The organism is Brucella pecoris, assembly GCF_006376675.1.
Classification (GTDB): Bacteria; Pseudomonadota; Alphaproteobacteria; order Rhizobiales; family Rhizobiaceae; genus Brucella; species Brucella pecoris.
This window is the reverse complement of record NZ_VEWK01000002.1, coordinates 582,210-606,794: the sequence shown is the minus strand read 5'-3', so window position 1 is coordinate 606,794 and position 24,585 is coordinate 582,210. Positions and strand designations below refer to the sequence as shown.

The following is a 24,585-nucleotide window of genomic DNA, read 5'->3' as shown; positions in this document are numbered from 1 at the left end:
CGCCCCTCAGAGTACCGAAATTTTCGTGCGCTCGGCGATCTTAGGCAGAGGCGGGGCCGCAAGGAAGCGGTCATGCAGCTCCTTGATAACTTTTGTCGACATGGGCGAGAGTACGCGTGGCGGTGCGGCCATGGTTTCTTCCGGCTTGGCATTCGCCACTTGCGGCTCGCTTTTCTTGGGCGGTGCCGGGAACGGTGGTGTCACGCCCGGTATGGGTTTCAGTTCGATGTTCTGATGCGCATAGGCCATCATCCGCTGCCAGGCCATGGCAGGCAGAACACCGCCCGTCATTTCCTTCATCGGGGTGAAATTGTCGTTGCCGAACCAGACGGCGGCCGTGAAATTGCCGGTGAAGCCGACGAACCATGCATCGCGATAATTCTGCGTCGTGCCGGTCTTGCCGCCCACCCGCGTCATCGGCAATGCCGCCCGGCGTCCGGTGCCGCGTTCGGGCACCCGCACCAGCATGGAATTCATTTCGAGTGCCGCCTTTTCCGATAGCGCTCTGTGCGGCTTCGGGGCATCGCGGCTGAAATCCCACAACACCTTGCCTTCAGAGGAAACGATCTGCGTAAAGCCATGCCGGTTGCCCGCCATTCCCGCATTCGGAAACACGTTGAAGCCGGTGGCCTGATCCATAACCGTCATTTCCGATGTGCCGAGCACCATGGTCTTGTGCGAGGAGATCGGCGATTCCACGCCCATTGCCTTGGTCAGGGCAACGATGGGGGCGGTGGTCAGATAATCGCGCGCCAACCGGACGGGTACACTGTTCAACGAGCGGACAAGGGCTGTCGTCAGGTCCACACGGCCCGCAAAACTGCGGCCATAATTGCGCGGGGACCAGTTGCCCCAGCTTATCGGGGCGTCCGAAACGATGGTGCTGGGCGTCAGGCCCTTTTCCATCGCCGCTGCATAGACATAAGGCTTGAAGGACGAACCGGCCTGCCGCAATGCCTTGGTGGCACGGTTGAACTGGCTTTCGCCATAGTCCCGCCCGCCGACCAGTGCGCGGACGGACCCGTCATTGGCGATGACGACGGTTGCCGCTTCTGCAACATTATAATCCTTGCCGAACTGGCGCAGATGATATTCGAGCGATTCTTCCGCTGCCTTCTGAAGGTTGCGGTCGAGTGTCGTGCGAACGATCAGTGTGTGCTGCGGAATGTGGGCGGCGACTTTCTTCACTTCCTCGAAAGCCCAGTCGAGGAAGTAGTCCGGGCTTTCATTCTTGGCACGGTCGATGACGCTTGCCGGGTGACGGCGCGCAACGGCCACCTGTCCGTCGCTCAGAAAACCGCTTTCAACCATATTGGAAAGCACGACATTGGCGCGTGCACGCGCTGCGGGCAGATTGACATGCGGCGCGAACTTGGCCGGCGCCTTGAACAGACCGGCCAGCATCGCGGCTTCCGCCAGCGAGACATCCTTCACGCTCTTGCCGAAATAGAATTCCGAAGCGGCTGCGATACCGAAGGTTCCGCCGCCCATATAGGCGCGGTCGAGGTAAAGCTGCAGGATTTCCTTTTTGCTGAGATTGCTTTCCAGCCAGAGCGCGAGGAAGGCTTCCTTGATCTTGCGTTCGATAGTGCGCTCGTTGGAGAGGAAAAGGTTCTTGGCGAGCTGCTGGGTGATGGTCGAGCCGCCCTGAACGACGCCATTGGCGCGCATGTTTTGGCTGAACGCGCGCGTCAGGCCCCAGAAGTCGATGCCGTAATGGTCGAAAAAGCGCCGGTCCTCGGTGCCGAGGACGGCCTTGATGACATGATCCGGCAATTCATCGATAGGCACGGCCTGACGATGGAGAATGCCGCGCTGGCCGATTTCATTGCCGTAACGGTCGAGGAAAGTGACGGCATAATCGTCCTGCGCGCGCCAGTCCTTCTTGGTTTCCTCGAATGCTGGCAGGGCCAGAACCAGCATCAGAACCGCACCGCCGACGCCGAGCGTGAACCCCTCATCGAGAACTTCGACCACGAAACGCCGGAAACCACGCACGCGAAAACGGCGTGAGAAAATGGTGATGTTTTCCCACCATTCGCCAAGATTGTAACGTAGGCTGTAGAGGGTGGAATCGATCCATGCGTCGAGCCCGATCAGGCGCGAAACCCTGAATGGCTTGCGCTTCAAGCTTCCGGAATCTTTTTCTGCCGTTTTACGCATGAACACTGACTTCGGCACGGTTGGTTTCGGAGACAGGCGGAACTCGCCCATCTATCATAGCAGATAAATAAGCTATACCTCATGTGAAATGGTTAAAACGCTGGCGGCTTTTTGTATGTAGGATAAAATTCAAATAATAGGAAAATAGTCCTTGACGGCGTAACGGTGCTTTGATAGGTTTCATGTACAGTCGAAAAATTGTGACTGGCGCTGGTTACGCTATATACCCCCAGCCGATACCGGTGTGCATAACCCCAGAAGGCTATATCGGCTTTCTGGGGTTATGTCTTTTAAAGCAATTGTGAAAATTGTGGACATGCAGCTTAAAATTGTGGAAAAGCCGGCGCGCGGAGAAGCGCGCATTCGCCTGGCACATCAGTTGCAGATTGCACACGGTATAGACCCCGCGGACATGGCGGAACTGCTGTCTGTCTCGGTAAGCCAATATCTCAATCGTCTCAATCGTCTGAACCTGGCCTGTTCATCTGCAAAGCCTGATGCGGAGAAGCGGGCACGCGATGCCATTCTGGAGCGTCTGCAGACGGAGCTTAAACGGCTGCTCGAAGGCGGGGACCTGCCGGACAAGAGCAACTCGGAAGCGCTGATGGCACTTGCCCGCGCGGTCAAATCCGTCGGTGAGTTGACTGCCGAGGAGAAGACGACCGCCCAGCCTTCCGCCAGCAATGCGGTTGCCTCGTTGAGCGAAACACGCAAGGCGCTGACGCGATTAAACAGGAGGATAAACGAACTTGCAGAAAGGCGGGCGCGGGAGATTCTGGACGGCGGGCCTGACGCCGCAGCAAGTGGAAGCAGCGGAGACGGAGTGGCTGTTCCAGGCGCGTGATGCGCAATTGCCGCCCTATGGCGATTGGCGCACATGGCTTATCATGGGCGGGCGCGGCTCCGGCAAGACGCGGGCAGGGGCGGAATGGACATCCGGCATGGCGCTGGGGCTGCCGCCTTTCGCACGGACAGCATCGGGGCAGATCGCGCTGGTCGGTGAAACCCTTGGCGATGCGCGCGAGGTGATGGTGGACGGACCGTCCGGCATTCTGGCCGTGTCGCGGCTGGCGCGCCCCCGCTATGAAGCAACACGCCGCAGGCTTTTATGGGAGAACGGCGCGGTGGCGTCGCTTTATTCTTCGGAAGACCCCGACAGCCTGCGCGGACCCCAGTTCGACGCCGCATGGTGCGACGAGCTTGCGAAATGGAAAAACCCACAGGAAACGTGGGACATGCTGCAATTCGGCCTGCGTCTGGGAACCTTTCCCCGCCAGGTCGTAACCACGACGCCGCGTGCGGTTCCGCTCCTGAAAACCCTGATCAGCGACGCCTCTGTTTCGATGACGCATATGCGGACGGAAGAAAACGCGGCCAATCTGGCGCAGGGCTTCATGCAGACCATCAACCGACGTTATGCCGGGACGCGTCTCGGGCGACAGGAACTCGACGGTGAACTGATTGAGGAGCGCGCCGACGCCCTTTGGTCACGCGACCTCATCGAGCGAAGTTTCGAGGCCGGAACACCGGAACTGGTGCGTATCGTGGTGGCGATCGACCCGCCTGCCTCGTCGGGCAAGGCGTCGGATGCCTGTGGCATTGTCGTAGCCGGTCTTGATGATGAAGGAAACGGCCATGTGCTTGGCGATGCCAGCATGAACGCCGCAAAGCCGCATCAATGGGCGCGAAAGGCCATTGCGCTTTTTCACGCGCATCAGGCCGACGCCATCGTCGCGGAGGTCAATCAGGGCGGCGATATGGTGGCGGCGGTGCTGGCTGCGGAAGATGCCAGCGTGCCGGTTCTCAAGCGCCACGCCTCGCGGAGCAAGTTTCTGCGGGCTGAGCCTGTGGCCGCTCTCTACGAATAGGGACGCATTCGCCATGCCGGACGGTTTCCGGCGCTGGAGGATGAAATGTGCGACTTCGCAACCAGTGGTCTTTCCAGCGGGCGGTCGCCGGACCGGCTGGATGCACTGGTCTGGGCGCTGGGCGAACTGATGCTCGGCACCGAACGCAAACCGCGTATTCGCCGGTTTGGCTGAATACTCATAAGAGCCTGAATCAAAAAGCGGCATGTGTGCGCGAAAATGGTGATTTTCGAGTACCGGAGCGGAGCGTACTTAAGGGTACGTGAGCACCGGAACGTAGACAAATTGCCATTTGCAGCCACGCAGGACGACTTTTGGAACAGGCTCGTACAATTGGAGAAGCCATCAAATGGCATGGAACTGGGTCCGAAAATGGCCGGGGCGACGAAACACGCCCGTATCAGCCATAAAGTCCGACGCCCCGCGTCAGACCAAAATGGCGAACGGCTTTGTCGCACTGCATATGGATCATGGCGCGTCGTGGATTGCGCGGGATTATACGTCGCTGGCGCGTGAAGGCTTCATGCGCAATCCGGTCGCGCATCGCTGTGTGCGCATGATTGCGGAAGCGGCCAGCAGCGTGCCGTGGCTGCTTTATGAAGGCGCAACCGAACATGAAACGCATCCGCTGCTCGATCTGGTTGCGCGCCCTCAATGCGGGCTGGACGGTGCGACATTTTTCGAGCGGTTTTACGGACATCTGCTAATTTCCGGCAATGCCTATATCGAGCGTGTCGATCTGCCGAGCGGTCGTATGGAACTGCATCTCCTGCGTCCGGAGCGGGTCAGCGTCGAGACCGACACTGACGGCTGGCCGCAGGCGCTGGTTTATCGCTCGGGAAATGCGGGCAGGCGGCTTTCGCTTGGAAGCGAAGGGGCTGCTGCCCTGCAGCTCAAGCTGTTTCACCCGCTGGATGACCATTACGGGTTTCCGCCGCTGGAAGCAGCCCTCATGGCATTGGACCTTCACAATGCGGCAGGCGCCTGGAACAAGGCGCTGCTCGACAATTCGGCCCGGCCTTCCGGTGCGCTGGTCTATGCGCCGAAGGATGGCGGCAATCTGACGGAAGAACAGTTCGCGCGTCTCAAGGAAGAACTGGAGGAGGGCTATACCGGTGCATCGGGTGCCGGGCGTCCGCTGCTTCTGGAAGGTGGTCTGGACTGGAAGGCGATGGGCTACAGCCCGCAGGACATGGATTTCATCGAAGCCAGGAATGGTGCGGCCCGCGACATCGCGCTTGCTTTCGGTGTGCCCCCGATGCTGCTCGGCATTCCGGGCGACAATACTTTTGCCAACTATGCCGAGGCCAATCGCGCCTTTTACCGGCTGACGGTGCTGCCGCTGATAGGCCGTGCCGCCAAGGCTCTCGGCGGCTGGCTCGGCCCGCATTTTGGCGACGATCTTCGGCTCGATCACGATATCGACCGCATAGAAGGGCTGTCATCCGAGCGGGAATCGCTGTGGCGGCGCATTTCGGATGCGTCGTTCCTCACCGACGAAGAAAAACGCGATGCGGTCGGTTATCAGCCGCGTCCGGAAAGGAGACCGTCATGACCAACTTGCAAGATGCAGTGCTTGCGTCGGAGACGACATGGATATGGTTTGCCAAGATGGCGGGCGCGGTGGCCGGTTCCGCAGTCTCGCTCGCCTATATGCTGCCGCACGGAAAGCGGGAAGCGGCGATCCGTTTTGCAGTCGGCATCATTTGCGGCATGGTTTTCGGCGGTGCCGCAGGCGTCAAGATTTCCGAAACGCTGGCGCTCGGCGGATTGCTCGGCCGGGCGGAACTGATGCTGATGGGATCGGCTGCGGCAAGTCTTGCTGCCTGGTCGGCGCTCGGCATCTTCAAGCGGTTCTCCGAACGGCTGAAATACGCGCCTATCCCCGGAATTCTGCCCGAGGAAAGGGGGCTCAATGGCGATGCATGATATGCGGCTGGAAACGAAACAAGCCGCTCTCGCCATCGAAGATGTCGAGCTGGATGGCAGCTTTTCGGGTTACGCAAGTGTCTTCGGCCTGCCGGATCTGGGCAATGACGTGATCGAACGGGGCGCTTTCGCCCGCTCGCTTGCCAAGGGTGGCGTGTCGGGTGTGCGTATGCTCTGGCAGCACGATGCGAGCGAGCCGATTGGTGTCTGGACCGCGATCCGCGAGGATGCGCGTGGCCTTTATGTCGAGGGCAGGCTGGCCAAGGGCGTGGCGCGGGCGCGTGATGCGCTGGAACTGATGCGCGGCGGCGGGCTGGATGGCCTGTCCATCGGCTTTCGCACCGTCAAGGCGCGCAAGGATGCCCGTACCGGCCTGCGCCATATCATCGAAGCCGATCTATGGGAAATCTCGGTCGTCACCTTTCCGATGCTGCCGCAGGCGCGGGTCAGCAGCGTCAAGGCGACACTGCCGACGATCCGTGAATTCGAACGCTGGCTCACGCGGGATGCGGGGCTGAGCCGAACTGCCGCAAAAACCGTCATAGCCAAGGGCTTTGCGGCGCTTGCTGGTCAGGGGCAGGGGCGGGACGCTCGCCTGTCGTCTGGGGATAAAGGTCTCGCGCAACGTATGCGCGATGCTGCAAGAACGATCTGAAACAACGAAACCACAGGACCTAAATGGAAGAAAACCAGACCATCCCGCTCGAAACCAAGAGCGTGGAAACGAAGGCGCTTGGCCACAATGACGGCGACGTATCCGAGGCTTTCGACGAGTTCATGACGGCCTTCTCGGCGTTTCGCGAGGCCAATGACGAACGGCTGAAGAGGGTTGAAAAGGGAGCGGATGCTGATGTGCTGCTGCGCGACAAGGTTGACCGCATCAACCGCGCGCTTGACGAGCAGAAAGCGGCGCTCGACCAGCATGTTCTCAAGCAGGCGCGTCCGCCGCTGGGCGGCGGTGCACCGCTTGTAAATGTCGAGCACAAGCAGGCTTTCGATGGCTATGTTCGCCGTGGCGACGAGCAGACGCTGCGCGGGATCGAGCAGAAGGCGCATTCTTATGCATCCGGTCCGGATGGCGGCTATCTGGTGCCTGCAGAACTGGAAACCGAGATCGGACGCAGGCTTGCAGTGCTGTCGCCGATCCGCGGCATTTCCAGTGTGCGGCAGGTTTCGGGTGCGGTTCTGAAAAAACCGTTCTCGGTCAGCGGCCCGGCCACGGGCTGGGTGGGTGAAACCGATGCGCGTCCGCAGACCGCATCGGCAAAGCTGGCCGAACTGCAGTTCCCGACCATGGAAATCTACGCCATGCCGGCGGCGACTTCCTCGCTCCTCGACGATGCGGCGATCAATGTCGAACAGTGGATTGCCGAGGAAGTGGAAGCAGCCTTCGCCGAACAGGAAGGGGCAGCCTTCGTCAATGGCGATGGCGTCAACAAGCCGCGCGGCTTCCTCAATTACGAGAGCGTGGCGGATAATGCCTGGGCGTGGGGCAAGATCGGCCATATTTCAACCGGCGTTGCGGGTGCCTTGCCGGAAGAAGACCCGTCGGACAAGCTGATCGAACTCATCTATGGGCTTCGGGCCGGTTATCGCCAGAATGCGAACTTCGTGATGAACCGCAAGACGCAGAGCGTGTTGCGCAAGCTCAAGGACAAGGACGGCAATTATCTCTGGCAGCCGCCATCCGCTGTTGGCGAAAAGGCTTCGCTGATGGGCTTCGATCTGGTCGAGGCCGAGCATATGCCGGATATCGCAGCCGACAGCACGGCCATCGCCTTTGGTGATTTCGGACGCGGCTATCTGGTGGTGGATCGCATCGGCGTGCGTGTGCTGCGCGATCCTTATTCGGCCAAACCTTACGTGCTCTTTTACACCACGAAGCGCGTCGGTGGCGGGGTGCAGGATTTCGAAGCGATCAAATTGCTGAAATTCGCCGCCTGACCGCTTCGAAGCTGTCAGTTTTCTCAGGGGATTTCGGGCCTATCCTGCCGGTTTTGGCAGGTAGTTTCCAGTTCCAAAGCGGGTGAATCTCCACCCGGAGTTCGTGTTTAACTGTCTGATTTGAAAGTTATCATTTAGAGGAAAGCCCATGACAATGTTTCTTGTCACGCCACCGGTGCTGGAGCCGGTGACGATAGCTGACGTGCGCGCATTTTTGCGAATTTCCACTGATAGCGAAGACGATATTCTGCATCGTCTCATCGCGACCGCCCGCGAAATCATCGAGGCTGAAACCGGCCTGTCGCTGATCGACCAGACCTGGCGCCTGCGTGTCGATCGCTGGCCGCGCTCGAGTCGCCTTGCCCTGTTCAAATATCCCGTCAAGTCGGTGACGACCGTTGTGGCGTATAGGCCGGACGGAACCGCAATCAGCTTTTCTCCAGAAGAGTTCGTCCTGCATCACGGGCGCAGGCCGCAGCGTCTTTATATGGCGCAATATCCGGATGCAGTCGAATTTATCGGCCTTGAAGTCGACTTTGTGGCCGGTTTCGGGGAAAGCGGTGTCGAGGTTCCGGACGCTCTCAAACATGCGATCCTGACACTCGTGGCACATCTTTACGAATCGCGCGCCGGTGTTGATGCTGATGCCGCATCACGCTCCTTCCCGCCGGTCATCGGCCAGATGATCGATAGCTGGAAGAGGGTGTCTTTATGAACAACGTCCTTTTCATCGATCCGGGCCAGCTCACATCCGAGCTGGTGCTGGAGGCGATGCAGCCGGTGGCAGACGGCATGGGCGGTTATGTCGAGAACTGGTCCGAGGTCGGCATGGTCTGGGGGCGGATCGAACCGCTTTCCACATCGCAGAAGGATTTCGGTACACGCCCGCAACCGGAAGTGACTCACCGCATCCTGTTGCGGTTCCGCCGGGATGTCTCGACCGCCATGCGATTGCGCAAGGCCGGACGGGTCTTTTCGCTCCGCACGATCCACGATCCCGATGAAAGCGAACGCTATCTCGTCTGTCTGGCGAACGAGCAGGGGCGATGAATATTTCAATGCAACTTACATTCGATGGTCTCGTCCGCGCGCTGCGCTGGAAAGCGTTGTCGGTTGGGGAAGCCATTGCGGTTCAACAGGCGTCGGGATCACGCGATACCGGCATTCTTAAAGCCAAAAATGCAGGCGGGGGCAAGCATGAGGAATGGCGCAGCAGCATTGCAGAAGGCTCTGTTTGAGGCTCTGAAGAAGGATGACGAACTCATTGAATCGATTGGCGGAGAACGCATCTACGACCATGTTCCGCCGAAAACACCCTTTCCCTATGTGACGCTCGGCGAGACCGCCAGCCGCGATTGGGATACGTCGACCGAAAAGGGTGGCGAGCATTTTCTCAATATCCAGATTTGGGCGAAGGAAAGCGGCCGCAAGCGTGTGCTGGACATTGCGGCAAAGATCGCAACGGCGCTCGACGAAAAGCCGGTCGAGGTGAACGGGCACCGGCTTGTGAACCTGATGCTGACCGAAGTTCTGGCGCGCAATACCGATGGACTGGGCAGCTATCTCGGCACCATGCGCTACCGCGCCGTGACCGAACCGGCAGACTGAATTTCAGGGAGATTTGAATGGCAGCACAGAGAGGCAAGGACATCTTGCTGAAAACGGCGCGCGACGACGGCACGTTTGAAACCTGCGCGGGCTTGCGCACCAAGCGTATCGCGTTCAATGCCGAAACCGTGGATGTGACGGACGCCGACGCCGCCGGGCGCTGGCGGCAATTGCTTGCGGGCAGCGGGGTTCAGCGGGCATCGGTCAGCGGATCGGGCATCTTCAAGGATGCAGCCTCCGATGCGCTGATCCGCCGGATATTCTTCGAGGGCGAGATCCGCGACTGGCAGATCGTCCTGCCGGATTTCGGCACGATCAGCGGGCCGTTCCAGATAACGGCGCTGGAATATGGCGGCAATCACGATGCGGAAGTGACCTTCGAGATCGCGCTGGAATCGGCAAGCCTCATCACCTTCGGTGAAGCACTGTGATGGTCAATCGCCATCGCGGCGAAGTCGCGGCCAGACTGGATGACCGTGACTGGACGCTCTGCCTGACGCTTGGCGCTCTGGCGGAACTGGAATCGGCATTTGAGGTCGATAATCTCTCGGATCTGACAGCGCGCTTTTCAACGGGGCGGCTGTCGGCGCGCGACATGCAGCGCATTCTCTGCGCTGGGCTTCGCGGTGGCGGTCATACGGTCAGCGCGGATGACGTGGCCGACATGCGCACAGAAGGCGGTGCCGCAGGCTTTGCCCGTATTGTCGCCTCGCTGCTGACAGTTACTTTCGGATCGCCTGAAAAGGATTCCGCGCCAAACCCTTGAGTGCCGCAGTTGAATCGAAACCTTCATCGCAAAAGCCATTTCCCTGGGATGAGGTGATGCGGGCGGGGTTCGGTCTACTGCGGCTTTCCCCACAGGCATTCTGGTCGATGACGCCGCGTGAACTGAACGCCGCACTCGGCCCAGCCGCGCCGGTTTTCGACGCGCCTTCGCGCCAGTCACTCGAAACGCTGATGCGCACCTTTCCCGACAGGTGAATTATGACAGATGAAACCGTTACCGTATCCGTCAACGCGGATACGAGCGCCTTCGACCGCGCTTTGACCGATCTCGAAAAGCGCTCGTCGAGCTTCGGGAACAGCCTGAGCTCTGCTTTGAAAGGTGCAATAACATCCGGCAAGGGATTGGAAGACGTGCTGCGCGGCCTCGCCAGCAATCTGGCCGGGACTGCGCTTTCAGCAGGCACGCAGCCCTTGCAAAGCCTCACCTCATCGATGATGGGCGGGCTTTTCAGCGGTATTCGCGGCATCATGCCGTTTGCAAAGGGCGGCGTGGTGTCGAGCCCGACCTATTTCGGCATGGGCAACGGCTCGCTCGGCCTGACGGGCGAGGCGGGTGCCGAAGCCATCCTGCCGCTTGCACGTGGGGCGGATGGTCGCCTGGGCGTCGCGACGGGCGGTGGCGGCAAGCCGGTGCAGGTCGTGTTCAACATGACGTCGCCGGATGCCTCGTCCTTCCGTAAGTCGGAAGCGCAGCTTTCGACGATGCTGGCAGGCGCAGTGCGTCGCGGCGCAAGGAGACTTTGAGCATAATCCCGAAAAGTGGGAACCGGTTTTCGGACCAGATCGTGCGTGAGGAAACAAGAGCATGATCGAAGCCTTTCATGATGTGCGCTTCCCGCTCGGCGTTTCCTTTGGGGCGACGGGTGGGCCGGAATGGCGCAATGAGATCGTGACACTCACCTCCGGCATGGAAAAGCGTAATGCCCGGTGGGCGCATTCCCGCAGGCATTTTGATGCCGGAACCGGTTTGCGCTCGCTGGATGATTTGAGGCAGGTGCTGGCCTTCTTCGAAGCGCGGCGCGGGTCGCTTCATGCATTCCGGTTTCGCGATCCTTTCGATTTTTCGTCAGCCATTAGCAGCGCCCCGCCCAAAGCGAGCGATCAGCCGATCGGTGTCGGCGATGGGGCGAAGGCCAGTTTTCAGCTTGCCAAGCATTATGAGAGTTACGATCGCCCGATCACACATCCCGTTGCCGGTTCCGTGCTGGTTGCAGCAGATGGCGTGATCCTGCCCGAAGGCGAAGCTTTCACGGTCGATCACACCGCTGGAACGGTGACACTTTCACCGGATTACGTGCCGACGCCGGGCGCAATCATCACCGCCGGATTTCTGTTCGATGTGCCGGTGCGTTTCGATACGGATCGCCTGACGGCAAGCATCGCCTCGTTTCAGGCGGGCGAAATTCCTTCGATCCCGATCATAGAGGTGAAGATATGATCCCGGTTCCGGCAGAACTTGAATCACATTTGCAGGGTGAGGTGACAAGCCATTGCTTCGCCTGGCTTATCAGGCGAAGCGACGGCGTTGTTCTGGGCTTTACCGATCATGATCGCACATTGCTGGTGGGCGGAATTGCCTGCGAACCCTTGACCGGTCTCAACAGCAGCGAAGCCTCAACCGCGCTCGGCCTGTCGGCGGCAGGCGGCGAGGTCGAGGGTGTTCTGTCGTCAGCGAAGATCAGCGATAGCGATATCGAGCAGGGCCGCTATGACGGTGCCTCCATCGAGGCTTATCTGGTGAACTGGTCGGAACCCGGACAGCATATGCTTCTGCGTCGGTGGACGGCGGGCAAGATCAGCCGGTCCGGCAGTCGGTTTGTGATGGAACTGAAAGGGGCTGCAGCAGCGTTCGACGCGGTGCGCGGGCGCCGCGTTTTGCGCCATTGCGATACCAGTCTGGGCGACAGCCGTTGCGGCGTCGATGTCAACGATCCGCGTTACTTTGCGGAAGGAACAGTGCTGGCGGCGGATGGTCTGAGCCTGACTGTGGCAGGTCTGGACAGCTTCGCGCCCGGCTGGTTTTCGGGAGGTATGCTTTGCTGGACTGACGGTGCGAATGCTGATCGGAGCGTCCGCGTGACCGCTCATGCCGGGCAAGTTCTCAAACTGGCCGAATCGCCTGTGCTGCCGATCTCCGAAGGAGATACATTTCGCATCATAGCCGGTTGCGACAAGAGCTTTGCGACCTGCAAGGCCAGGTTCGCGAATGGTGCGAACTTTCGCGGTTTCCCCCATCTTCCGGGCAATGACGCGGCCTATGCCTATGTCAATGGCGGCAATGAATATGACGGGAGCGCACTCGTTCCATGACAATCGCGGAAGGTATTCTGTCCGAGGCGGAACGGTGGATCGGTACGCCCTTTCGCCATGGCGCTTCTGCGCGCGGTATCAGTTGCGATTGCCTTGGTCTGGTGCGCGGTGTGTGGCGGGCGCTTTACGGGGACGAACCCGAAGCACCCGCCGTCTATGCGCCTGACTGGGCTGAAGTCTCGACCGGCGATCCCATGTTGGAGGCAGCGTCCCGCCACATGATCCGGCGGGCTTCTCCCGTACCAATGCCCGGCGACGTTGTTGTGTTTCGCTGGCGGGCCGGACTTGCGGCCAAGCATCTGGGCATCATGGCGCATGATAACCGTTTCATCCATGCCTATCAGGGGCATAGCGTGATGGCTTCAGTGCTGGTGCCGCAATGGCGCAATCGCATCGCTGGAATTTTCATCTTTCCCGAACGGAAAATCTGATTCATGGCCACAATCGTTTTGCAAGCGGTAGGTGCTGCGGTCGGCGGCATCTTCGGACCTGTCGGTGCTGCTATCGGCGCGGGTCTTGGCGCGATGGGCGGCTATGCCATCGACAATGCGCTCATCAATTCCACACGTCATGTCGAAGGTGCGCGGCTGAACGGCGGGCGTGTCGCCACCGCCGAAGAAGGCGCGGCTCTGCCCTTCGTCTATGGCACTGTCCGGGTTTCCGGCACGCTCATCTGGGCGACCCGCTTCGAGGAACACAAGACCACGGAACGCCAGGGCGGCAAGGGCGGACCGAAAGTCACCAGCTACAGCTATTTCGGCAATGCCGCCTATGCTGTCGCGGAAGGTTCGATAGCCAGCATTCGCCGCATATGGGCCGACGGACAGGAACTCGATCTCACCGAGATTGAAATGCGTGTTTATCGCGGCACGGATACGCAGGCTCCCGATCCGCTGATCGAGGCGAAACAGGGGGCAGGAAACGCGCCTGCCTATCGCGGCACGGCCTATGTGGTGTTCGAGCGCATTCCGCTCGACCGGTTCGGCAATCGTCTGCCGCAGTTCCAGTTCGAAGTGATGCGGCCCATCGGCAAGGTTGCGCAATCCGTCCGGGCGGTGGCGCTGATCCCCGGTTCGACGGAGTTCGGACTCTCGCCTGATCCGGTGAGTGACGAACCGCTCGCCGGTCAGAAGCGCTGGATCAACCGCAATATTCTGCGCGCGCACAGCGACTGGAACGCTTCAATGGACGAGCTGCAAACGCTTTGTCCTGACCTGCGCCATGTTGCGATTGTGCTGCCATGGTTCGGCGACGATTTGCGTGCCGGTTCCTGCCGCATTCGTCCCGGTGTTACCGCGCTTTCAGCCCGCAAGCCGAGCCATGTCTGGAAGGTAGAAAATGTGTCGCGAGCCGACGCGCATCTTATCTCCAGAATCGGCGAGGGGGCGGCCTATGGTGGAACGCCATCCGATCAAAGCGTGATCGCCGCCATTCGCGATGCGAAAGCGCGTGGCCTCAAGGTAACTTTATACCCTTTCATCATGATGGATGTGCCGGAAGGCAATCAGTTGTCGTCGCCCTATGGCGGCATCGGCCAGCCTGCCTATCCATGGCGCGGGCGCATCACCTGTCATCCTGCCGTTGGCGTCGCCGGTTCGCCGGACAAGACACCCGCTGCTGGCGAACAGGTGCAGGCCTTTGTCGATGGACAATGGGGCTATCGCCGCTTCCTCAACCATTGCGCCGAGCTGGCCCAACAGGCGGGGGGCGTGGACGCCTTTCTCCTCGGGTCGGAGCTGCGTGGGCTCACCGGCATCCGCAATGGACAGGACAGTTTTCCCTTCGTCGCGCATCTCTGCACGCTGGCCGCCGAAATGCGGGCAAGGCTCGGTGCTGGCTGCAGGATCACCTATGGCGCTGATTGGTCGGAATATTTCGGCTATCAGGCGCAGGATGGCAGCGGTGACCTGTTCTTCAATCTTGACCCGCTATGGTCTCACCCGGCCATCGATGCCATCGGTATCGACAATTACATGCCGCTTGCCGACTGGCGCGATCATGATCTCGACAATGGCAATCCGGATGGGTTCGATACGGCCTATGATCTGGATGGCTTGGCGGGTCACGTCGCGTCAGGCGAGGGCTATGACTGGTATTACGCAAATGCCGAAGACCGCGAGGCCCGCAGGCGTTCGCCTATTACGGATGGTCTGGCGGGCAAGCCATGGGTCTATCGCTACAAAGACCTCGAAGGCTGGTGGAGCAACCGGCATTATAACCGCATTGCAGGGGCCGAAGCTGCGCAACCGACGGCGTGGATACCGCAGTCGAAGCCGTTCTGGTTCACTGAACTTGGCTGTCCCGCAGTCGACAAGGGGCCGAACCAGCCGAATGTTTTCCCTGACCCGAAATCATCAGAAAACGCAACACCGTATTTTTCCAACGGGTCACGCGCGGATATCGGCATGGATCGCTTTCTGCGCGCGCATTATCGCCACTGGCAGGACAATAATCCGGTTTCCCCGCTCTATGGCGGGCGGATGCTGGATAAGGATCGCATCTATCTCTGGTCTTGGGATACGAGGCCGTTTCCAGAATTCCCGCTGGCTGCCGACACGTGGGGCGATACGGAAAACTGGCGTCTCGGCCATTGGCTGAACGGGCGCATCAGCGGTGTATCGCTGGACGAACTGATTGCAGGCATCCTCAAGGATTTTGGCTTGCCGGAAGCTGATTGCGCCGGTGCCGATGGCTATCTTTCAGGGTTTATCATCAGTGAGCCATCGAGCGCGCGGGGCGTGCTGGAGCCACTGCTCAATGTCTTTGGCGTTCATGGTTATGAACAGGCTGGGCGCTTCGTGTTCAAAAGCATCACGCGTGCGGGCGCGGGGCTCGAATTGTCTGATTACGTTCAGCCGGATGACCGGGAAGCGCTCACGGTCACGATCGAAGATCGCGATGACCTGCCCTCCGTGGCGGAGCTTTATTGCAACGATCCGCTGCGCGATTTCCAGATTACTGGTGCTTCGGTCCGCCGTGAGGAGGGGCAGGGCACGGAAACGCTGAGCCTTTCCGGTGTCATGGAACAGGGGCAGGCAACGGCGCTCGCCGAAGCCTGGATAGCGCGGCGCTATGCGGAGCGGCGTTCGGTGGATTTTGCGCTGCCATGGTCGATGGCCGCGCTTCACGTGGGAGATCGCGTACGGCTTGGTATTATGGGCGGCGAGCGCAACTATGTTGTCACGGGTCTGGACGACGGGGAAATCCGCACTGTCCGCGCAATCGCGCTGGCACCGAACATCGCCTTTGCCGATCACGGCAAAACGCCGACCAGCCCCGGCGGCGGCCCGGCTCTCGATATGAAGCCGATCTTTCATCTTATTGATTTGCCGCTCTGGCCCGGCGCGGAGGAGGCAGCCGGACAATTCCGCATTGCCTGTCATGCAAAGCCATGGCGCGGCGCGGCTGTGTTCGCGTCACCTTCAGAAGATGGTTTCACGGAACGCACCATCGTGCAGGACCGGGCAATCATGGGCGAGTTGACTGCACCGCTTGAAGGCGCTCCGAGCGGACGCTTGATCGAGGGGCAGTCCGTTGAGGTTGTGCTTTATTCGGGCGAGCTACAATCACGGCCAATGGCGCAGATACTGAACGGAGCCAACACGGCTCTGTTGCGAGCACCTGATGGTGAATGGGAAGTGTTCCAGTTTCTGGATGCGGAGGAAATCGGTCTCAACCGCTGGAAGCTTCGCCGTCTCTTGCGCGGACAGCTTGGGACAGAGCGGGCCGCGTCGGTCCTGAAGGAAGCCGAGACACCCTTCATATTGCTGGATGGCTCGGTTGTTTCTGTCGGTCTGCAGGCGTCAGAAATCAGCCTTGAACTCAACTGGCGTGTGGGAACGGCTGGCAAGGCTTTTTCGGATGAGTATTTCGATACGGTTCGGTCGAGCGGCGGCATGCGCGGCTTACGTCCACTCAGCCCGGTTCATCCGAAGGGGGGGCGGCTGGCGAATGGCGATCTGTCTTTTGGCTGGATCAGGCGCGGGCGTATCGATGCCGACGACTGGCTTGGCGAGGATATTCCGCTTGGCGAAGAGCGTGAGGCCTATCGCATCGAAATCTGGCGGGATGGAACGTTGATACGAAGTACCCAGACATTGGCGCCTTCATGGATTTATGGATTGGCCGAAAGGCAGGTCGATATCGGCAATACGGCATTCCAGTTTCGTGTCGCAATGATCGGCGCAAAGAGCGGTCCGGGCGATTTTGCGCATCTGGACGTTGCTGCAACCATCAACTGATAGGGATAAAATATGAACGCAGATAAATCATGGTATCTTTCGCGCACGGTCTGGGCTGGTCTCGTCGCGCTATTTCTCTCACTTGCGGGCATTTTCGGCGTGGCGACCGATGTGATCGATCAGGGTGCCTTAACGGATGTTCTGCTGCAACTGGCGACCGCAATTGCCGGAATTGTTACGATAATCGGGCGTATCGGGGCAACTTCACGCATTTCATAATTTCACAAAGCGTGATAGTCAGAGGCTGAATTTTCCTTTGGGCCCGGAAGACGAATGGTTGTTCATGCATCGTTCAGCTCTCGGGCGCTATATAAGGCGGCATGATGAAACAGAACTCTGTACTCAAAGTTTTCGCGCTTCTCGCGGTTAGTATTGGCTTGCTGCCGGTCGATGCCGGTGCCTTGCCGATCACTGCGCCGCAGAAGTCCAATCTCATAGTCGCTGCCGCCGGAGATTGTGCGGCGGTCGGCGAACAGGTGGCTGCCCAGCAGGGCGGCCAGCTTGCCAAGGCAACCGCCACGACTCAGAACGGCCGCCCCATGTGCGTGGTCGTCGTGCTCGTGCCGGGCCGTGATGGTGAGCGTCCGCGCCGCGTTGAAGTGGCCGTTCCCGCTCAATAACAACGGCATTTACTGCTGTTTTTCATGAATTGAGGGAGAATGTCCGCTTGCGTATCCTGATCGTTGAAGACGACAAGGACCTGAACCGGCAGCTTTCCGAAGCGATGGCTGCGGCCGGTTACGTGGTTGATCGCGCCTATGACGGCGAAGAAGGACATTATCTCGGCGATACCGAGCCTTATGATGCTGTGGTGCTCGACATCGGCCTGCCGCGCATGGACGGCATCAGCGTCGTGGAGCGCTGGCGGCGCAGCGGGCGCACCATGCCCGTTCTAATGCTCACTGCCCGCGACCGCTGGAGCGACAAGGTCGCCGGTATCGATGCGGGTGCCGACGACTATGTGGCCAAGCCTTTCCATATCGAGGAAGTGCTGGCGCGGCTGCGCGCGCTGATCCGCCGTGCCGCGGGACATGCTTCGTCGGAACTTGTCTGCGGGCCGCTCTATCTCGATACGAAAACGTCGAAGGCGAGTGTCAACGGCGTCGCGCTCAAGCTTACCTCGCACGAATACCGGCTCCTATCCTATCTGATGCATCATATGGACGAGGTGGTCTCGCGTACTGAACTGGTCGAGCACCTTTATGATCAGGATTTCGATCGCGATTCCAACACGATTGAAGTCTTTGTCGGTCGCCTGCGCAAAAAGATGGGTGTCGACCTGATCGAGACGGTGCGCGGCATGGGCTATCGCATCCGCTCCGAAGGGGAGGTCGAGGGCGAAACGAAAGGCAACGACAACTGAAGAAGCTTCTTCGCGTCTTTCCTCCTCTTCGTTCGCTCGCGGTCCGCGTTGTCACCCTTTCGACGATCTGGGTCATCGTAGCACTTGTGGTGGTGGCCACCTTCATCGGGTCGCTTTATGGCGATGCGGCACGCAGCAATTTCGAACGCCTGCTGACCGCCCATCTTTTCAGCCTTGTCGGTGCCGTCAGCACGTCGGGCGAGGGCTCGTTGCAGGGACGTCCGGAACTGGGTGAGTTGCGCTATTCCAGTCCGCTCTCCGGCTGGTATTGGTCAGTCGATCCCGTCACGCCAAACCTGACCGGAAAACTGCAGTCGCCCTCGCTGATCGGGCGTTTCGTTCCGGAAATGCCGATCACGCAGGCACCCTTCGACAGCTCCTTCATGCGTAGCTACACCCTGCCGGGCCTTAACGGCGAGGAGCTTTTCATCGTCGAAACTGAAGTGGTTCTGGACAATGCCAACCGCGTGGCGCGCTTTCGCGTCATGGGCAATCTCAGCGAGGTTCTGAACGAGATATCCGATTTCAGAACCAGCCTCGCAACTTATCTGGCGATCTTCGGTATCGGGAGTATTCTCATCAATGCAGCCGTGATCCTGTTCGGCCTGCGCCCGCTCGACAAGGTGCGCCAGGCGTTGGCTGATATTCGCGAGGGACGCTCGTCAAAGCTCGACGCCTCGCTGCCTGTCGAAATTGCACCGCTCGCCAGTGAAATGAACGCGCTGATCGAAAACAATCGCCGCATTGTCGAGCGTTCGAGAACGCAGGTCGGCAACCTTGCGCATTCTCTCAAAACCCCGCTCTCCGTGCTGGTCAACGAGGCGCGGAGTATGGGTGGCGAACACGGGCGCATCGTTCAGGAGCAGAGCGAGGCGATGCAGGTTCAGATCCAGCATTATCTGCAACGCGCGCGCATCGCGGCACAACGGGACAGCGTGGTCTTTCGCACGCCCGTGCCCCCGGTTCTCGAACGTATGCAGCGCGTGACCGCGAAACTCAATCCAGCTTTCAGCGTTACCTTCAGGAATGACCTGCCCAACGCGGTTTTTGCCGGGGAACGGGAGGATCTGGAAGAGATGGTCGGCAATCTCCTTGAAAATGCAGGTAAATGGGGCCGTAAACGTATCAACATCAGGCTTGCCCCTACTTCTGGGGAACAACGACAGTTTGAAGTCCTGATAGAAGATGACGGGCCTGGTCTGGCATCGGACAAGATCGAGGCGGCGCTGAAGCGCGGCAGCCGTGTCGATGAAACGAAACCAGGAACGGGGCTTGGGCTGGCGATCGTACAGGACACTGTTCGCGAATATGGCGGTAGCCTGCATCTTGGCAAGAGTTCGTTCGGTGGCTTGGGTGTCCGGGTCGTGTTGCCGTTGACACAAGATTGACGATTGTTTTTGCCTGAAAGCGAACTAGAAGATTAAATTGAAAAGCCGTATGCAGATATAGTGTGCATGCTAATTGTTTATGAAGGCCGGTTGTTATGATGATGGTATCCAGGTTTTCTCACCCAATTTCAGTTACTTCGATGATGCTCGCCTTGTCGCTTGCATTGTCTGCCTGCGGCACAACGGGTGGCGGCAAGGGAACTGGTCTCGGCTCGCTGGGCGGTGGTTCATCAGCACAGAAGCCCGAAACCAGCCTGTTGACGTCGCTCGGCAACGGCCTTCTCGGCAGCTCTGCAAATCAGTTGAACGCAGCCGATCGCAAGAAGGCGCTGGAGGCGGAATATCGTGCGCTTGAATATTCACCGGCAGGCAAGGCCGTGTCCTGGAACGGCAGCGGATCGAATTCTGGTGACGTGACCGCGGCGCAGCCCTATCAGGTCGGATCGCAGAATTGCCGCCAGTATTCGCACAGCTTCAATATTGGCGGATCACAGCAGACTGCGCGTGGAACGGCATGTCGCAATCCGGACGGTAGCTGGACGCCGCTCACCTAAAGCGCATCCCGAAAAGTGCGGGACAGTTTTCGGACAGGATGCGCGCCAAAACAAAGAATTGGAATGCCTTTCAATTTGATCGAATCAGATTGAAAGGCGTTCCAATTCCTAACCCTGCCTTTGCGGCGAATTGCCCTAGGCGCTCACTTACTGAAGGTAGTGGTTGGTTTTTCCCTTGGCTGCGCTTAAGTCGTAGCCATGGAATTCTGGCTTATTGCAACATTACTGACATTGGCAGCCACTCTGGCTGTTTTGTTGCCTCTCACGCGGCGCAAGCAGGCAATCTTGCCCGCTGAAAAGAACGATCTCGAGGTCTATCGGGATCAGTTGCGCGAGGTCGAGGCCGATGCTGCGCGGGGCATGATCGATCCGCAGAGCGCCGAACAGGCGCGCATTGAAATATCACGTCGCATTTTGAATGCTGAGAAGTCAGGCAAGGAAGCAGCCGAGGCCGCAGGCAAGGCTGCACCGGGTCGGTTGCTGGCTTTCCTGGCCGTGCTCGCCGTGCCGCTGATCGCCTGGGGTATCTATCCGCTTTTCGGCAAACCGGACATGCCGTCCATGCCGCTCGCCGAACGGCTTTCGGCCAATGCGGATCGTGGCTCTGTCGATGAGCTGGTGGCGCGCGCCGAAGCGCATCTGGCGCAGAACCCCGGCGATGTGCGCGGATGGGATGTGCTGGCGCCGATCTACTTGCGGCTGGGGCGTGCCGCTGATGCAGTCAATGCATATCGCAGTTCCATTCGCATCGCCGGTGAGAATTTTCCGCGCGTTTTGGGGTTGGGTGAAGCACTGGCGACCGCTTCGGGCGGTACTGTGACCGCCGAGGCTGAAGGCTTTTTCAAGAAAGCCGCCGAGCTCGAACCGAATGATGTTCGCCCGCAATTCTACCTTGCACAGGGCGAGATGCAGGACGGTCGTATGGATATGGCTGCCAATCGCCTGCAGGCATTTCTCGACAAAGCGCCCGCCGATGCGCCGTGGCGCGGTCAGATCGAACAGGCTATCGCCCGGCTTCGCGATCCCGCTACCGGCGGCGAACAGCAGTCGAAGGGACCGACGGCGGACGACGTCGATGCGGCTTCGTCGCTCAGCCCGGAAGACCGGCAGGCGATGATCGAAGGCATGGTTCAACGTCTTGATGAAAGTCTTCGCCAGAATAGCGGGGATGTCGAAGGCTGGAAGCGCCTGGTGCGCTCCTATATGATCCTCAACCGCCGCGATGCAGCGCTGGACGCTTTCAATCGCGGAATGACTGCCCTTCAGGGCGAAAGCCGGTCGAACCTTCAAAGTTTCGCAGCCGGTCTTGGACTAGAGACAGGGAACGCACAACAATGAGCGCGACCGCAGACGACAATGCACGCGGCATGAAACCGACCGGCAATTTTGCCCGTACCGTCAGCCAGAGAAAACGGAAGCGCCTGATCCTGATCGGCGGCGCGCTGGTGGTTCTGGCTGTGGCGGTCGGGTTGATGCTGATGGCTTTCAGCCAGGATATTCGTTTCTTCCGTACGCCTGCCGATCTGACGGAGCAGGATATGGCTTCCGGCTCCCGGTTCCGTCTCGGCGGTCTGGTAGAGGAAGGTTCCGTCAGTCGCGAGGGCAGCGAACTGCTTTTCACGGTGACCGATACGATCAAGACCGTGAAAGTCGTGTTCGAAGGTATTCCGCCTGACCTCTTCCGTGAAGGGCAGGGCGTGGTCGCCGAAGGGCGCTTTGGAGACGATGGAGTGTTCCGTGCCGACAATGTGCTGGCGAAGCATGACGAGAATTACGTTCCCAAGGACCTTGCCGACAGCCTGAAGGAAAAGGGCGTCTGGGAAGGCAAATAAAAATTAGGGCATCCCGTATCGGACCCATGATCCGGCTGGTGCTTAATGGAGACTGCAGATGAGTGTCGAGATCGGTCATTTCGCTCTGGTTCTGGCACTGGCCCTGTCGATTATCCAATCGATCGTGCCGGCGGTCGGCGCGCATCGCCGGGATACGCAGCTCATGTCAGTTGCAGCGCCAACCGCAATTGCTGTCTTTGCGCTGATCTGTCTTGCATCGGCAGTCCTGATTCATGCCTATGTCGTGTCGGATTTCTCGGTTCTGAATGTGGTCGAGAACTCGCATTCGCAAAAACCGCTTCTCTACAAGATCACGGGCGTCTGGGGCAATCACGAAGGCTCAATGCTGCTGTGGGTGTTCATTCTCACCTTTTTCAGTGCGCTGGTGGCTGCATTTTCCGGCAATCTGCCTGAAACACTGCGCGCCAATGTCCTTGCCGTGCAGGGCTGGATCGGCGTTGCCTTTCTGGCGTTCATCGTGTTCACCTCGAACCCGTTTACCCGCATTTTCCCGGCTCCGATGGAGGGTGGTGACCTTAACCCAATCCTTCAGGATATCGGCCTCGCGATCCATCCACCGCTGCTCTATCTCGGCTATGTCGGTTTTTCGGTGTGCTTCTCCTTTGCCGTGGCGGCTCTGCTGGAGGGCCGTCTCGATGCTGCGTGGGCGCGTTGGGTACGTCCGTGGGCACTGGTCGCCTGGATGTTCCTGACCGGCGGCATCGCGATGGGGTCCTACTGGGCCTATTACGAGCTTGGCTGGGGTGGCTGGTGGTTCTGGGACCCGGTTGAAAACGCATCCTTCATGCCTTGGCTGGTTGGTACCGCGCTGCTTCATTCCGCACTTGTGATGGAAAAGCGTTCGGCGCTGAAAATCTGGACCGTGCTGCTTGCGATCCTCACCTTTTCGCTGTCGCTGCTGGGCACCTTTCTTGTTCGCTCCGGGGTACTCACCTCGGTTCACAGCTTCGCCACCGATCCGGGACGTGGTCTTTTCATCCTGGCGATCCTTGCAATCTTCATTGGCGGGTCGCTGTCGCTTTTCGCACTTCGCGTACAGAGCCTGACGGCGGGGGGCATCTTCCATCCGATTTCGCGCGAAGGCGCGCTTGTCTTCAACAATCTGTTCCTGACGACTGCTGCCGCGACCGTGCTGATCGGCACGCTTTATCCGCTGCTGCTGGAAGTGATGACCGGTGACAAGATTTCCGTCGGTGCGCCGTTCTTCAACATGACGTTCGGCCCTCTGATGATCCCGCTTCTGTTTGCGGTTCCCTTCGGACCGCTGCTTGCCTGGAAGCGTGGTGATCTCTACGGGGTGTCGCAACGGCTGATGGCCGCCTTCGCGCTTTCGCTTCTGGCCGCAGCAATTGTTTTGTGGAGCACATCGGCGAAATCGGTGCTGGCAGCCTGTGGAATCGGACTTGCCGCATGGCTGATTTTCGGCAGCCTGACCGACCTCGTCCTCAAGGCAGGCATCGGCAAGGTTTCCGCGGGCAAGGCGTTTGCCCGTTTCAAGGGCTTGCCGCGTTCGGTTTTCGGCACGGCACTTGCCCATATCGGGCTTGGCGTGACGCTGCTCGGTATTGTGAGCGTGACCACCTTCGGCACGGAGAATGTGCTGATCATGCGTCCGGGCGACACAGCCAAGGTGCAGGATTATACGCTTCGCTTTGAGGGCCTCCGCCCATTGACCGGCTCGAACTTCACCGAAAATCGAGGCACTTTCACCTTGCTCGATTCCAGCGCGCGCACCCTCGGACAAATCGAACCGTCCAAACGATTTTTCCCGGCGCGCCAGATGCCGACAACTGAATCAGGCATCAAAACGCTGTGGTTCAGTCAGGTCTACGTCGCGCTTGGAGATGAACCAGGTGATGGATCGGTTGTGGTGCGCATCTGGTGGAAGCCTGACGTGACGCTCATCTGGTATGGCGCCCTTGTCATGATGGTGGGTGCGCTGTTTTCGCTGGCAGATCGTCGCCTGCGGGTGGGCGCACCGTCACGCAGTCGCAAGTCCGCGTCGAAAGAAGCGGAGGCCGCAGCATGAGAAAGCGGTCGGCATTTGCGGCACTTCTGCTCGGCGCCGCTCTGGCTCTTCAAGGGACGGCGGCGCTTGCGGTCAATCCGGATGAAGTCCTGCCGGATCCAGCGCTTGAAAAGCGCGCCCGCACAATTTCGGGCGAACTGCGCTGCATGGTCTGCCAGAACGAATCCATCGACGATTCCAATGCTGAACTTGCCCGTGATCTTCGCATTCTCGTTCGCGACCGGCTGAAAGAAGGCGATACCGACGCACAGGTGATGGACTTCATCGTCGACCGCTACGGCGAATTCGTGCTTTTGAAACCGCGTCTCAATGCGCGCACTGTTCTTCTGTGGAGCTTCCCCGTTGTTGTGCTTCTGATCGGTGCCACAGCGCTGGTCTTTGCTTTTCGCGGACGCAAGCAGGCAGGCGAAGCACCTAAGCCGCTTACGGAGAGCGAACAGACGGAACTCTCGCGTCTGCTGGACGGCAAATAACCTTCCGTCATCTGCGATTGTTATTCGCAACCTTACGAAACTTTCATGTTGTGGAAACGCCGCGGTAAGGTAGCCC

27 protein-coding genes and 1 pseudogene are annotated in these 24,585 nt (G+C 59.4%); 27 read left to right on the top strand and 1 reads right to left on the bottom strand.

Annotated features, from left to right (window positions below):
- Window positions 1–6: 6 nt before the first annotated feature.
- Complete coding sequence (locus FIB18_RS06300; protein WP_140019890.1) at window positions 7–2,163, bottom strand: penicillin-binding protein 1A; 2,157 nt, start codon at window positions 2,161–2,163, stop codon at window positions 7–9.
- 316 nt (window positions 2,164–2,479) lie between these two features.
- On the opposite strand from FIB18_RS06300, the gene FIB18_RS06295 reads away from it, so the two are divergent.
- The 27 genes and pseudogenes from FIB18_RS06295 to FIB18_RS06165 all read left to right on the top strand — a co-directional run bounded on the left by FIB18_RS06295 (window position 2,480) and on the right by FIB18_RS06165 (window position 24,509).
- On the top strand, window positions 2,480–3,007 hold the full coding sequence (locus FIB18_RS06295; RefSeq protein WP_140019889.1) for a hypothetical protein: 528 nt from the start codon (window positions 2,480–2,482) through the stop codon (window positions 3,005–3,007).
- Window positions 2,913–4,205, top strand: a pseudogene (locus FIB18_RS06290) (DNA-packaging protein). Before FIB18_RS06295 ends, FIB18_RS06290 begins: the two are co-directional and overlap by 95 nt.
- A 175-nt stretch (window positions 4,206–4,380) precedes the next feature.
- The gene (locus tag FIB18_RS06285; protein ID WP_140019888.1) at window positions 4,381–5,586 is read left to right on the top strand and encodes a phage portal protein; all 1,206 of its coding nucleotides are present in this window, start codon (window positions 4,381–4,383) and stop codon (window positions 5,584–5,586) included.
- Window positions 5,583–5,960 (top strand): DUF6107 family protein, encoded by a 378-nt coding sequence (locus tag FIB18_RS06280; protein WP_140019887.1) that lies wholly within the window; start codon window positions 5,583–5,585, stop codon window positions 5,958–5,960. Before FIB18_RS06285 ends, FIB18_RS06280 begins: the two co-directional genes overlap by 4 nt.
- Complete coding sequence (locus FIB18_RS06275) at window positions 5,947–6,615, top strand: HK97 family phage prohead protease (protein ID WP_140019886.1); 669 nt, start codon at window positions 5,947–5,949, stop codon at window positions 6,613–6,615. The genes FIB18_RS06280 and FIB18_RS06275 overlap by 14 nt, the downstream gene beginning before the upstream one ends.
- A 23-nt stretch (window positions 6,616–6,638) precedes the next feature.
- Entirely contained in the window at window positions 6,639–7,904 is a 1,266-nt protein-coding gene (locus FIB18_RS06270) for a phage major capsid protein (protein ID WP_140019885.1), read from the top strand.
- A 148-nt stretch (window positions 7,905–8,052) separates the two neighbouring features.
- Window positions 8,053–8,619 carry a head-tail connector protein gene (locus tag FIB18_RS06265; protein WP_140019884.1) on the top strand — a complete coding sequence of 189 codons (567 nt, stop codon included), beginning with the start codon at window positions 8,053–8,055 and terminating at the stop codon, window positions 8,617–8,619.
- The gene (locus FIB18_RS06260) at window positions 8,616–8,954 is read left to right on the top strand and encodes a phage head closure protein (protein WP_140019883.1); all 339 of its coding nucleotides are present in this window, start codon (window positions 8,616–8,618) and stop codon (window positions 8,952–8,954) included. Before FIB18_RS06265 ends, FIB18_RS06260 begins: the two co-directional genes overlap by 4 nt.
- 8 nt (window positions 8,955–8,962) lie before the next feature.
- Window positions 8,963–9,142, top strand: a complete 180-nt coding sequence (locus FIB18_RS06255; RefSeq protein ID WP_235894840.1) for a hypothetical protein — start codon at window positions 8,963–8,965, stop codon at window positions 9,140–9,142.
- Complete coding sequence (locus FIB18_RS06250) at window positions 9,102–9,512, top strand: DUF3168 domain-containing protein (protein WP_140019881.1); 411 nt, start codon at window positions 9,102–9,104, stop codon at window positions 9,510–9,512. The genes FIB18_RS06255 and FIB18_RS06250 overlap by 41 nt, the downstream gene beginning before the upstream one ends.
- A 17-nt stretch (window positions 9,513–9,529) precedes the next feature.
- Complete coding sequence (locus FIB18_RS06245) at window positions 9,530–9,943, top strand: phage major tail protein, TP901-1 family (protein ID WP_061347234.1); 414 nt, start codon at window positions 9,530–9,532, stop codon at window positions 9,941–9,943.
- On the top strand, window positions 9,943–10,278 hold the full coding sequence (locus FIB18_RS06240; RefSeq protein WP_140019953.1) for a gene transfer agent family protein: 336 nt from the start codon (window positions 9,943–9,945) through the stop codon (window positions 10,276–10,278). The genes FIB18_RS06245 and FIB18_RS06240 overlap by 1 nt, the downstream gene beginning before the upstream one ends.
- Entirely contained in the window at window positions 10,275–10,493 is a 219-nt protein-coding gene (locus tag FIB18_RS06235; RefSeq protein ID WP_235894839.1) for a rcc01693 family protein, read from the top strand. Before FIB18_RS06240 ends, FIB18_RS06235 begins: the two co-directional genes overlap by 4 nt.
- Before the next feature lie 3 nt (window positions 10,494–10,496).
- A complete protein-coding gene (locus FIB18_RS06230) occupies window positions 10,497–11,042 on the top strand; it encodes a phage tail tape measure protein (RefSeq protein ID WP_140019880.1) in 546 nt (181 codons plus the stop codon).
- Between the two features lie 61 nt (window positions 11,043–11,103).
- Window positions 11,104–11,736: a TIGR02217 family protein gene (locus tag FIB18_RS06225; protein WP_140019879.1), complete on the top strand. Its 633-nt coding sequence runs from the start codon at window positions 11,104–11,106 to the stop codon at window positions 11,734–11,736.
- On the top strand, window positions 11,733–12,608 hold the full coding sequence (locus FIB18_RS06220) for a DUF2163 domain-containing protein (RefSeq protein ID WP_140019878.1): 876 nt from the start codon (window positions 11,733–11,735) through the stop codon (window positions 12,606–12,608). Before FIB18_RS06225 ends, FIB18_RS06220 begins: the two co-directional genes overlap by 4 nt.
- The gene (locus tag FIB18_RS06215) at window positions 12,605–13,039 is read left to right on the top strand and encodes an NlpC/P60 family protein (protein WP_140019877.1); all 435 of its coding nucleotides are present in this window, start codon (window positions 12,605–12,607) and stop codon (window positions 13,037–13,039) included. The genes FIB18_RS06220 and FIB18_RS06215 overlap by 4 nt, the downstream gene beginning before the upstream one ends.
- Window positions 13,040–13,042: 3 nt before the next feature.
- Window positions 13,043–16,849, top strand: coding sequence for a baseplate multidomain protein megatron (locus FIB18_RS06210; RefSeq protein ID WP_140019876.1), 3,807 nt, complete (start codon window positions 13,043–13,045; stop codon window positions 16,847–16,849).
- Between the two features lie 12 nt (window positions 16,850–16,861).
- Window positions 16,862–17,068: a hypothetical protein gene (locus FIB18_RS06205; RefSeq protein ID WP_140019875.1), complete on the top strand. Its 207-nt coding sequence runs from the start codon at window positions 16,862–16,864 to the stop codon at window positions 17,066–17,068.
- Window positions 17,069–17,172: 104 nt separating this feature from the next.
- Entirely contained in the window at window positions 17,173–17,469 is a 297-nt protein-coding gene (locus FIB18_RS06200) for a hypothetical protein (RefSeq protein ID WP_112590644.1), read from the top strand.
- Window positions 17,470–17,516: 47 nt separating this feature from the next.
- Complete coding sequence (locus FIB18_RS06195) at window positions 17,517–18,212, top strand: response regulator transcription factor (RefSeq protein ID WP_140019874.1); 696 nt, start codon at window positions 17,517–17,519, stop codon at window positions 18,210–18,212.
- Between the two features lie 89 nt (window positions 18,213–18,301).
- Window positions 18,302–19,600, top strand: a complete 1,299-nt coding sequence (locus FIB18_RS06190) for an ATP-binding protein (RefSeq protein ID WP_174977393.1) — start codon at window positions 18,302–18,304, stop codon at window positions 19,598–19,600.
- Window positions 19,601–19,695: 95 nt separating this feature from the next.
- Entirely contained in the window at window positions 19,696–20,154 is a 459-nt protein-coding gene (locus FIB18_RS06185; protein WP_140019872.1) for a hypothetical protein, read from the top strand.
- Window positions 20,155–20,352: 198 nt separating this feature from the next.
- Window positions 20,353–21,492 (top strand): c-type cytochrome biogenesis protein CcmI, encoded by a 1,140-nt coding sequence (ccmI, locus tag FIB18_RS06180; protein ID WP_140019871.1) that lies wholly within the window; start codon window positions 20,353–20,355, stop codon window positions 21,490–21,492.
- On the top strand, window positions 21,489–21,986 hold the full coding sequence (ccmE, locus tag FIB18_RS06175) for a cytochrome c maturation protein CcmE (protein ID WP_140019870.1): 498 nt from the start codon (window positions 21,489–21,491) through the stop codon (window positions 21,984–21,986). Before ccmI ends, ccmE begins: the two co-directional genes overlap by 4 nt.
- A 58-nt stretch (window positions 21,987–22,044) precedes the next feature.
- Window positions 22,045–24,036, top strand: coding sequence for a heme lyase CcmF/NrfE family subunit (locus FIB18_RS06170; RefSeq protein WP_140019869.1), 1,992 nt, complete (start codon window positions 22,045–22,047; stop codon window positions 24,034–24,036).
- The gene (locus FIB18_RS06165) at window positions 24,033–24,509 is read left to right on the top strand and encodes a cytochrome c-type biogenesis protein (RefSeq protein ID WP_140019868.1); all 477 of its coding nucleotides are present in this window, start codon (window positions 24,033–24,035) and stop codon (window positions 24,507–24,509) included. Before FIB18_RS06170 ends, FIB18_RS06165 begins: the two co-directional genes overlap by 4 nt.
- Window positions 24,510–24,585: the final 76 nt, after the last annotated feature.

What these genes read in the sequence shown, in the direction of transcription:
- FIB18_RS06300 (WP_140019890.1), bottom strand. Translation starts at nt 2,163, where the DNA reads ATGCGTAAAACGGCAGAAAAAGATTCCGGAAGCTTGAAGCGCAAGCCA.
- FIB18_RS06295 (WP_140019889.1), top strand. Translation starts at nt 2,480, where the DNA reads ATGCAGCTTAAAATTGTGGAAAAGCCGGCGCGCGGAGAAGCGCGCATT.
- FIB18_RS06285 (WP_140019888.1), top strand. Translation starts at nt 4,381, where the DNA reads ATGGCATGGAACTGGGTCCGAAAATGGCCGGGGCGACGAAACACGCCC.
- FIB18_RS06280 (WP_140019887.1), top strand. Translation starts at nt 5,583, where the DNA reads ATGACCAACTTGCAAGATGCAGTGCTTGCGTCGGAGACGACATGGATA.
- FIB18_RS06275 (WP_140019886.1), top strand. Translation starts at nt 5,947, where the DNA reads ATGGCGATGCATGATATGCGGCTGGAAACGAAACAAGCCGCTCTCGCC.
- FIB18_RS06270 (WP_140019885.1), top strand. Translation starts at nt 6,639, where the DNA reads ATGGAAGAAAACCAGACCATCCCGCTCGAAACCAAGAGCGTGGAAACG.
- FIB18_RS06265 (WP_140019884.1), top strand. Translation starts at nt 8,053, where the DNA reads ATGACAATGTTTCTTGTCACGCCACCGGTGCTGGAGCCGGTGACGATA.
- FIB18_RS06260 (WP_140019883.1), top strand. Translation starts at nt 8,616, where the DNA reads ATGAACAACGTCCTTTTCATCGATCCGGGCCAGCTCACATCCGAGCTG.
- FIB18_RS06255 (WP_235894840.1), top strand. Translation starts at nt 8,963, where the DNA reads ATGCAACTTACATTCGATGGTCTCGTCCGCGCGCTGCGCTGGAAAGCG.
- FIB18_RS06250 (WP_140019881.1), top strand. Translation starts at nt 9,102, where the DNA reads ATGAGGAATGGCGCAGCAGCATTGCAGAAGGCTCTGTTTGAGGCTCTG.
- FIB18_RS06245 (WP_061347234.1), top strand. Translation starts at nt 9,530, where the DNA reads ATGGCAGCACAGAGAGGCAAGGACATCTTGCTGAAAACGGCGCGCGAC.
- FIB18_RS06240 (WP_140019953.1), top strand. Translation starts at nt 9,943, where the DNA reads ATGGTCAATCGCCATCGCGGCGAAGTCGCGGCCAGACTGGATGACCGT.
- FIB18_RS06230 (WP_140019880.1), top strand. Translation starts at nt 10,497, where the DNA reads ATGACAGATGAAACCGTTACCGTATCCGTCAACGCGGATACGAGCGCC.
- FIB18_RS06225 (WP_140019879.1), top strand. Translation starts at nt 11,104, where the DNA reads ATGATCGAAGCCTTTCATGATGTGCGCTTCCCGCTCGGCGTTTCCTTT.
- FIB18_RS06220 (WP_140019878.1), top strand. Translation starts at nt 11,733, where the DNA reads ATGATCCCGGTTCCGGCAGAACTTGAATCACATTTGCAGGGTGAGGTG.
- FIB18_RS06215 (WP_140019877.1), top strand. Translation starts at nt 12,605, where the DNA reads ATGACAATCGCGGAAGGTATTCTGTCCGAGGCGGAACGGTGGATCGGT.
- FIB18_RS06210 (WP_140019876.1), top strand. Translation starts at nt 13,043, where the DNA reads ATGGCCACAATCGTTTTGCAAGCGGTAGGTGCTGCGGTCGGCGGCATC.
- FIB18_RS06205 (WP_140019875.1), top strand. Translation starts at nt 16,862, where the DNA reads ATGAACGCAGATAAATCATGGTATCTTTCGCGCACGGTCTGGGCTGGT.
- FIB18_RS06200 (WP_112590644.1), top strand. Translation starts at nt 17,173, where the DNA reads ATGAAACAGAACTCTGTACTCAAAGTTTTCGCGCTTCTCGCGGTTAGT.
- FIB18_RS06185 (WP_140019872.1), top strand. Translation starts at nt 19,696, where the DNA reads ATGATGATGGTATCCAGGTTTTCTCACCCAATTTCAGTTACTTCGATG.
- ccmI (WP_140019871.1), top strand. Translation starts at nt 20,353, where the DNA reads ATGGAATTCTGGCTTATTGCAACATTACTGACATTGGCAGCCACTCTG.
- ccmE (WP_140019870.1), top strand. Translation starts at nt 21,489, where the DNA reads ATGAGCGCGACCGCAGACGACAATGCACGCGGCATGAAACCGACCGGC.
- FIB18_RS06170 (WP_140019869.1), top strand. Translation starts at nt 22,045, where the DNA reads ATGAGTGTCGAGATCGGTCATTTCGCTCTGGTTCTGGCACTGGCCCTG.
- FIB18_RS06165 (WP_140019868.1), top strand. Translation starts at nt 24,033, where the DNA reads ATGAGAAAGCGGTCGGCATTTGCGGCACTTCTGCTCGGCGCCGCTCTG.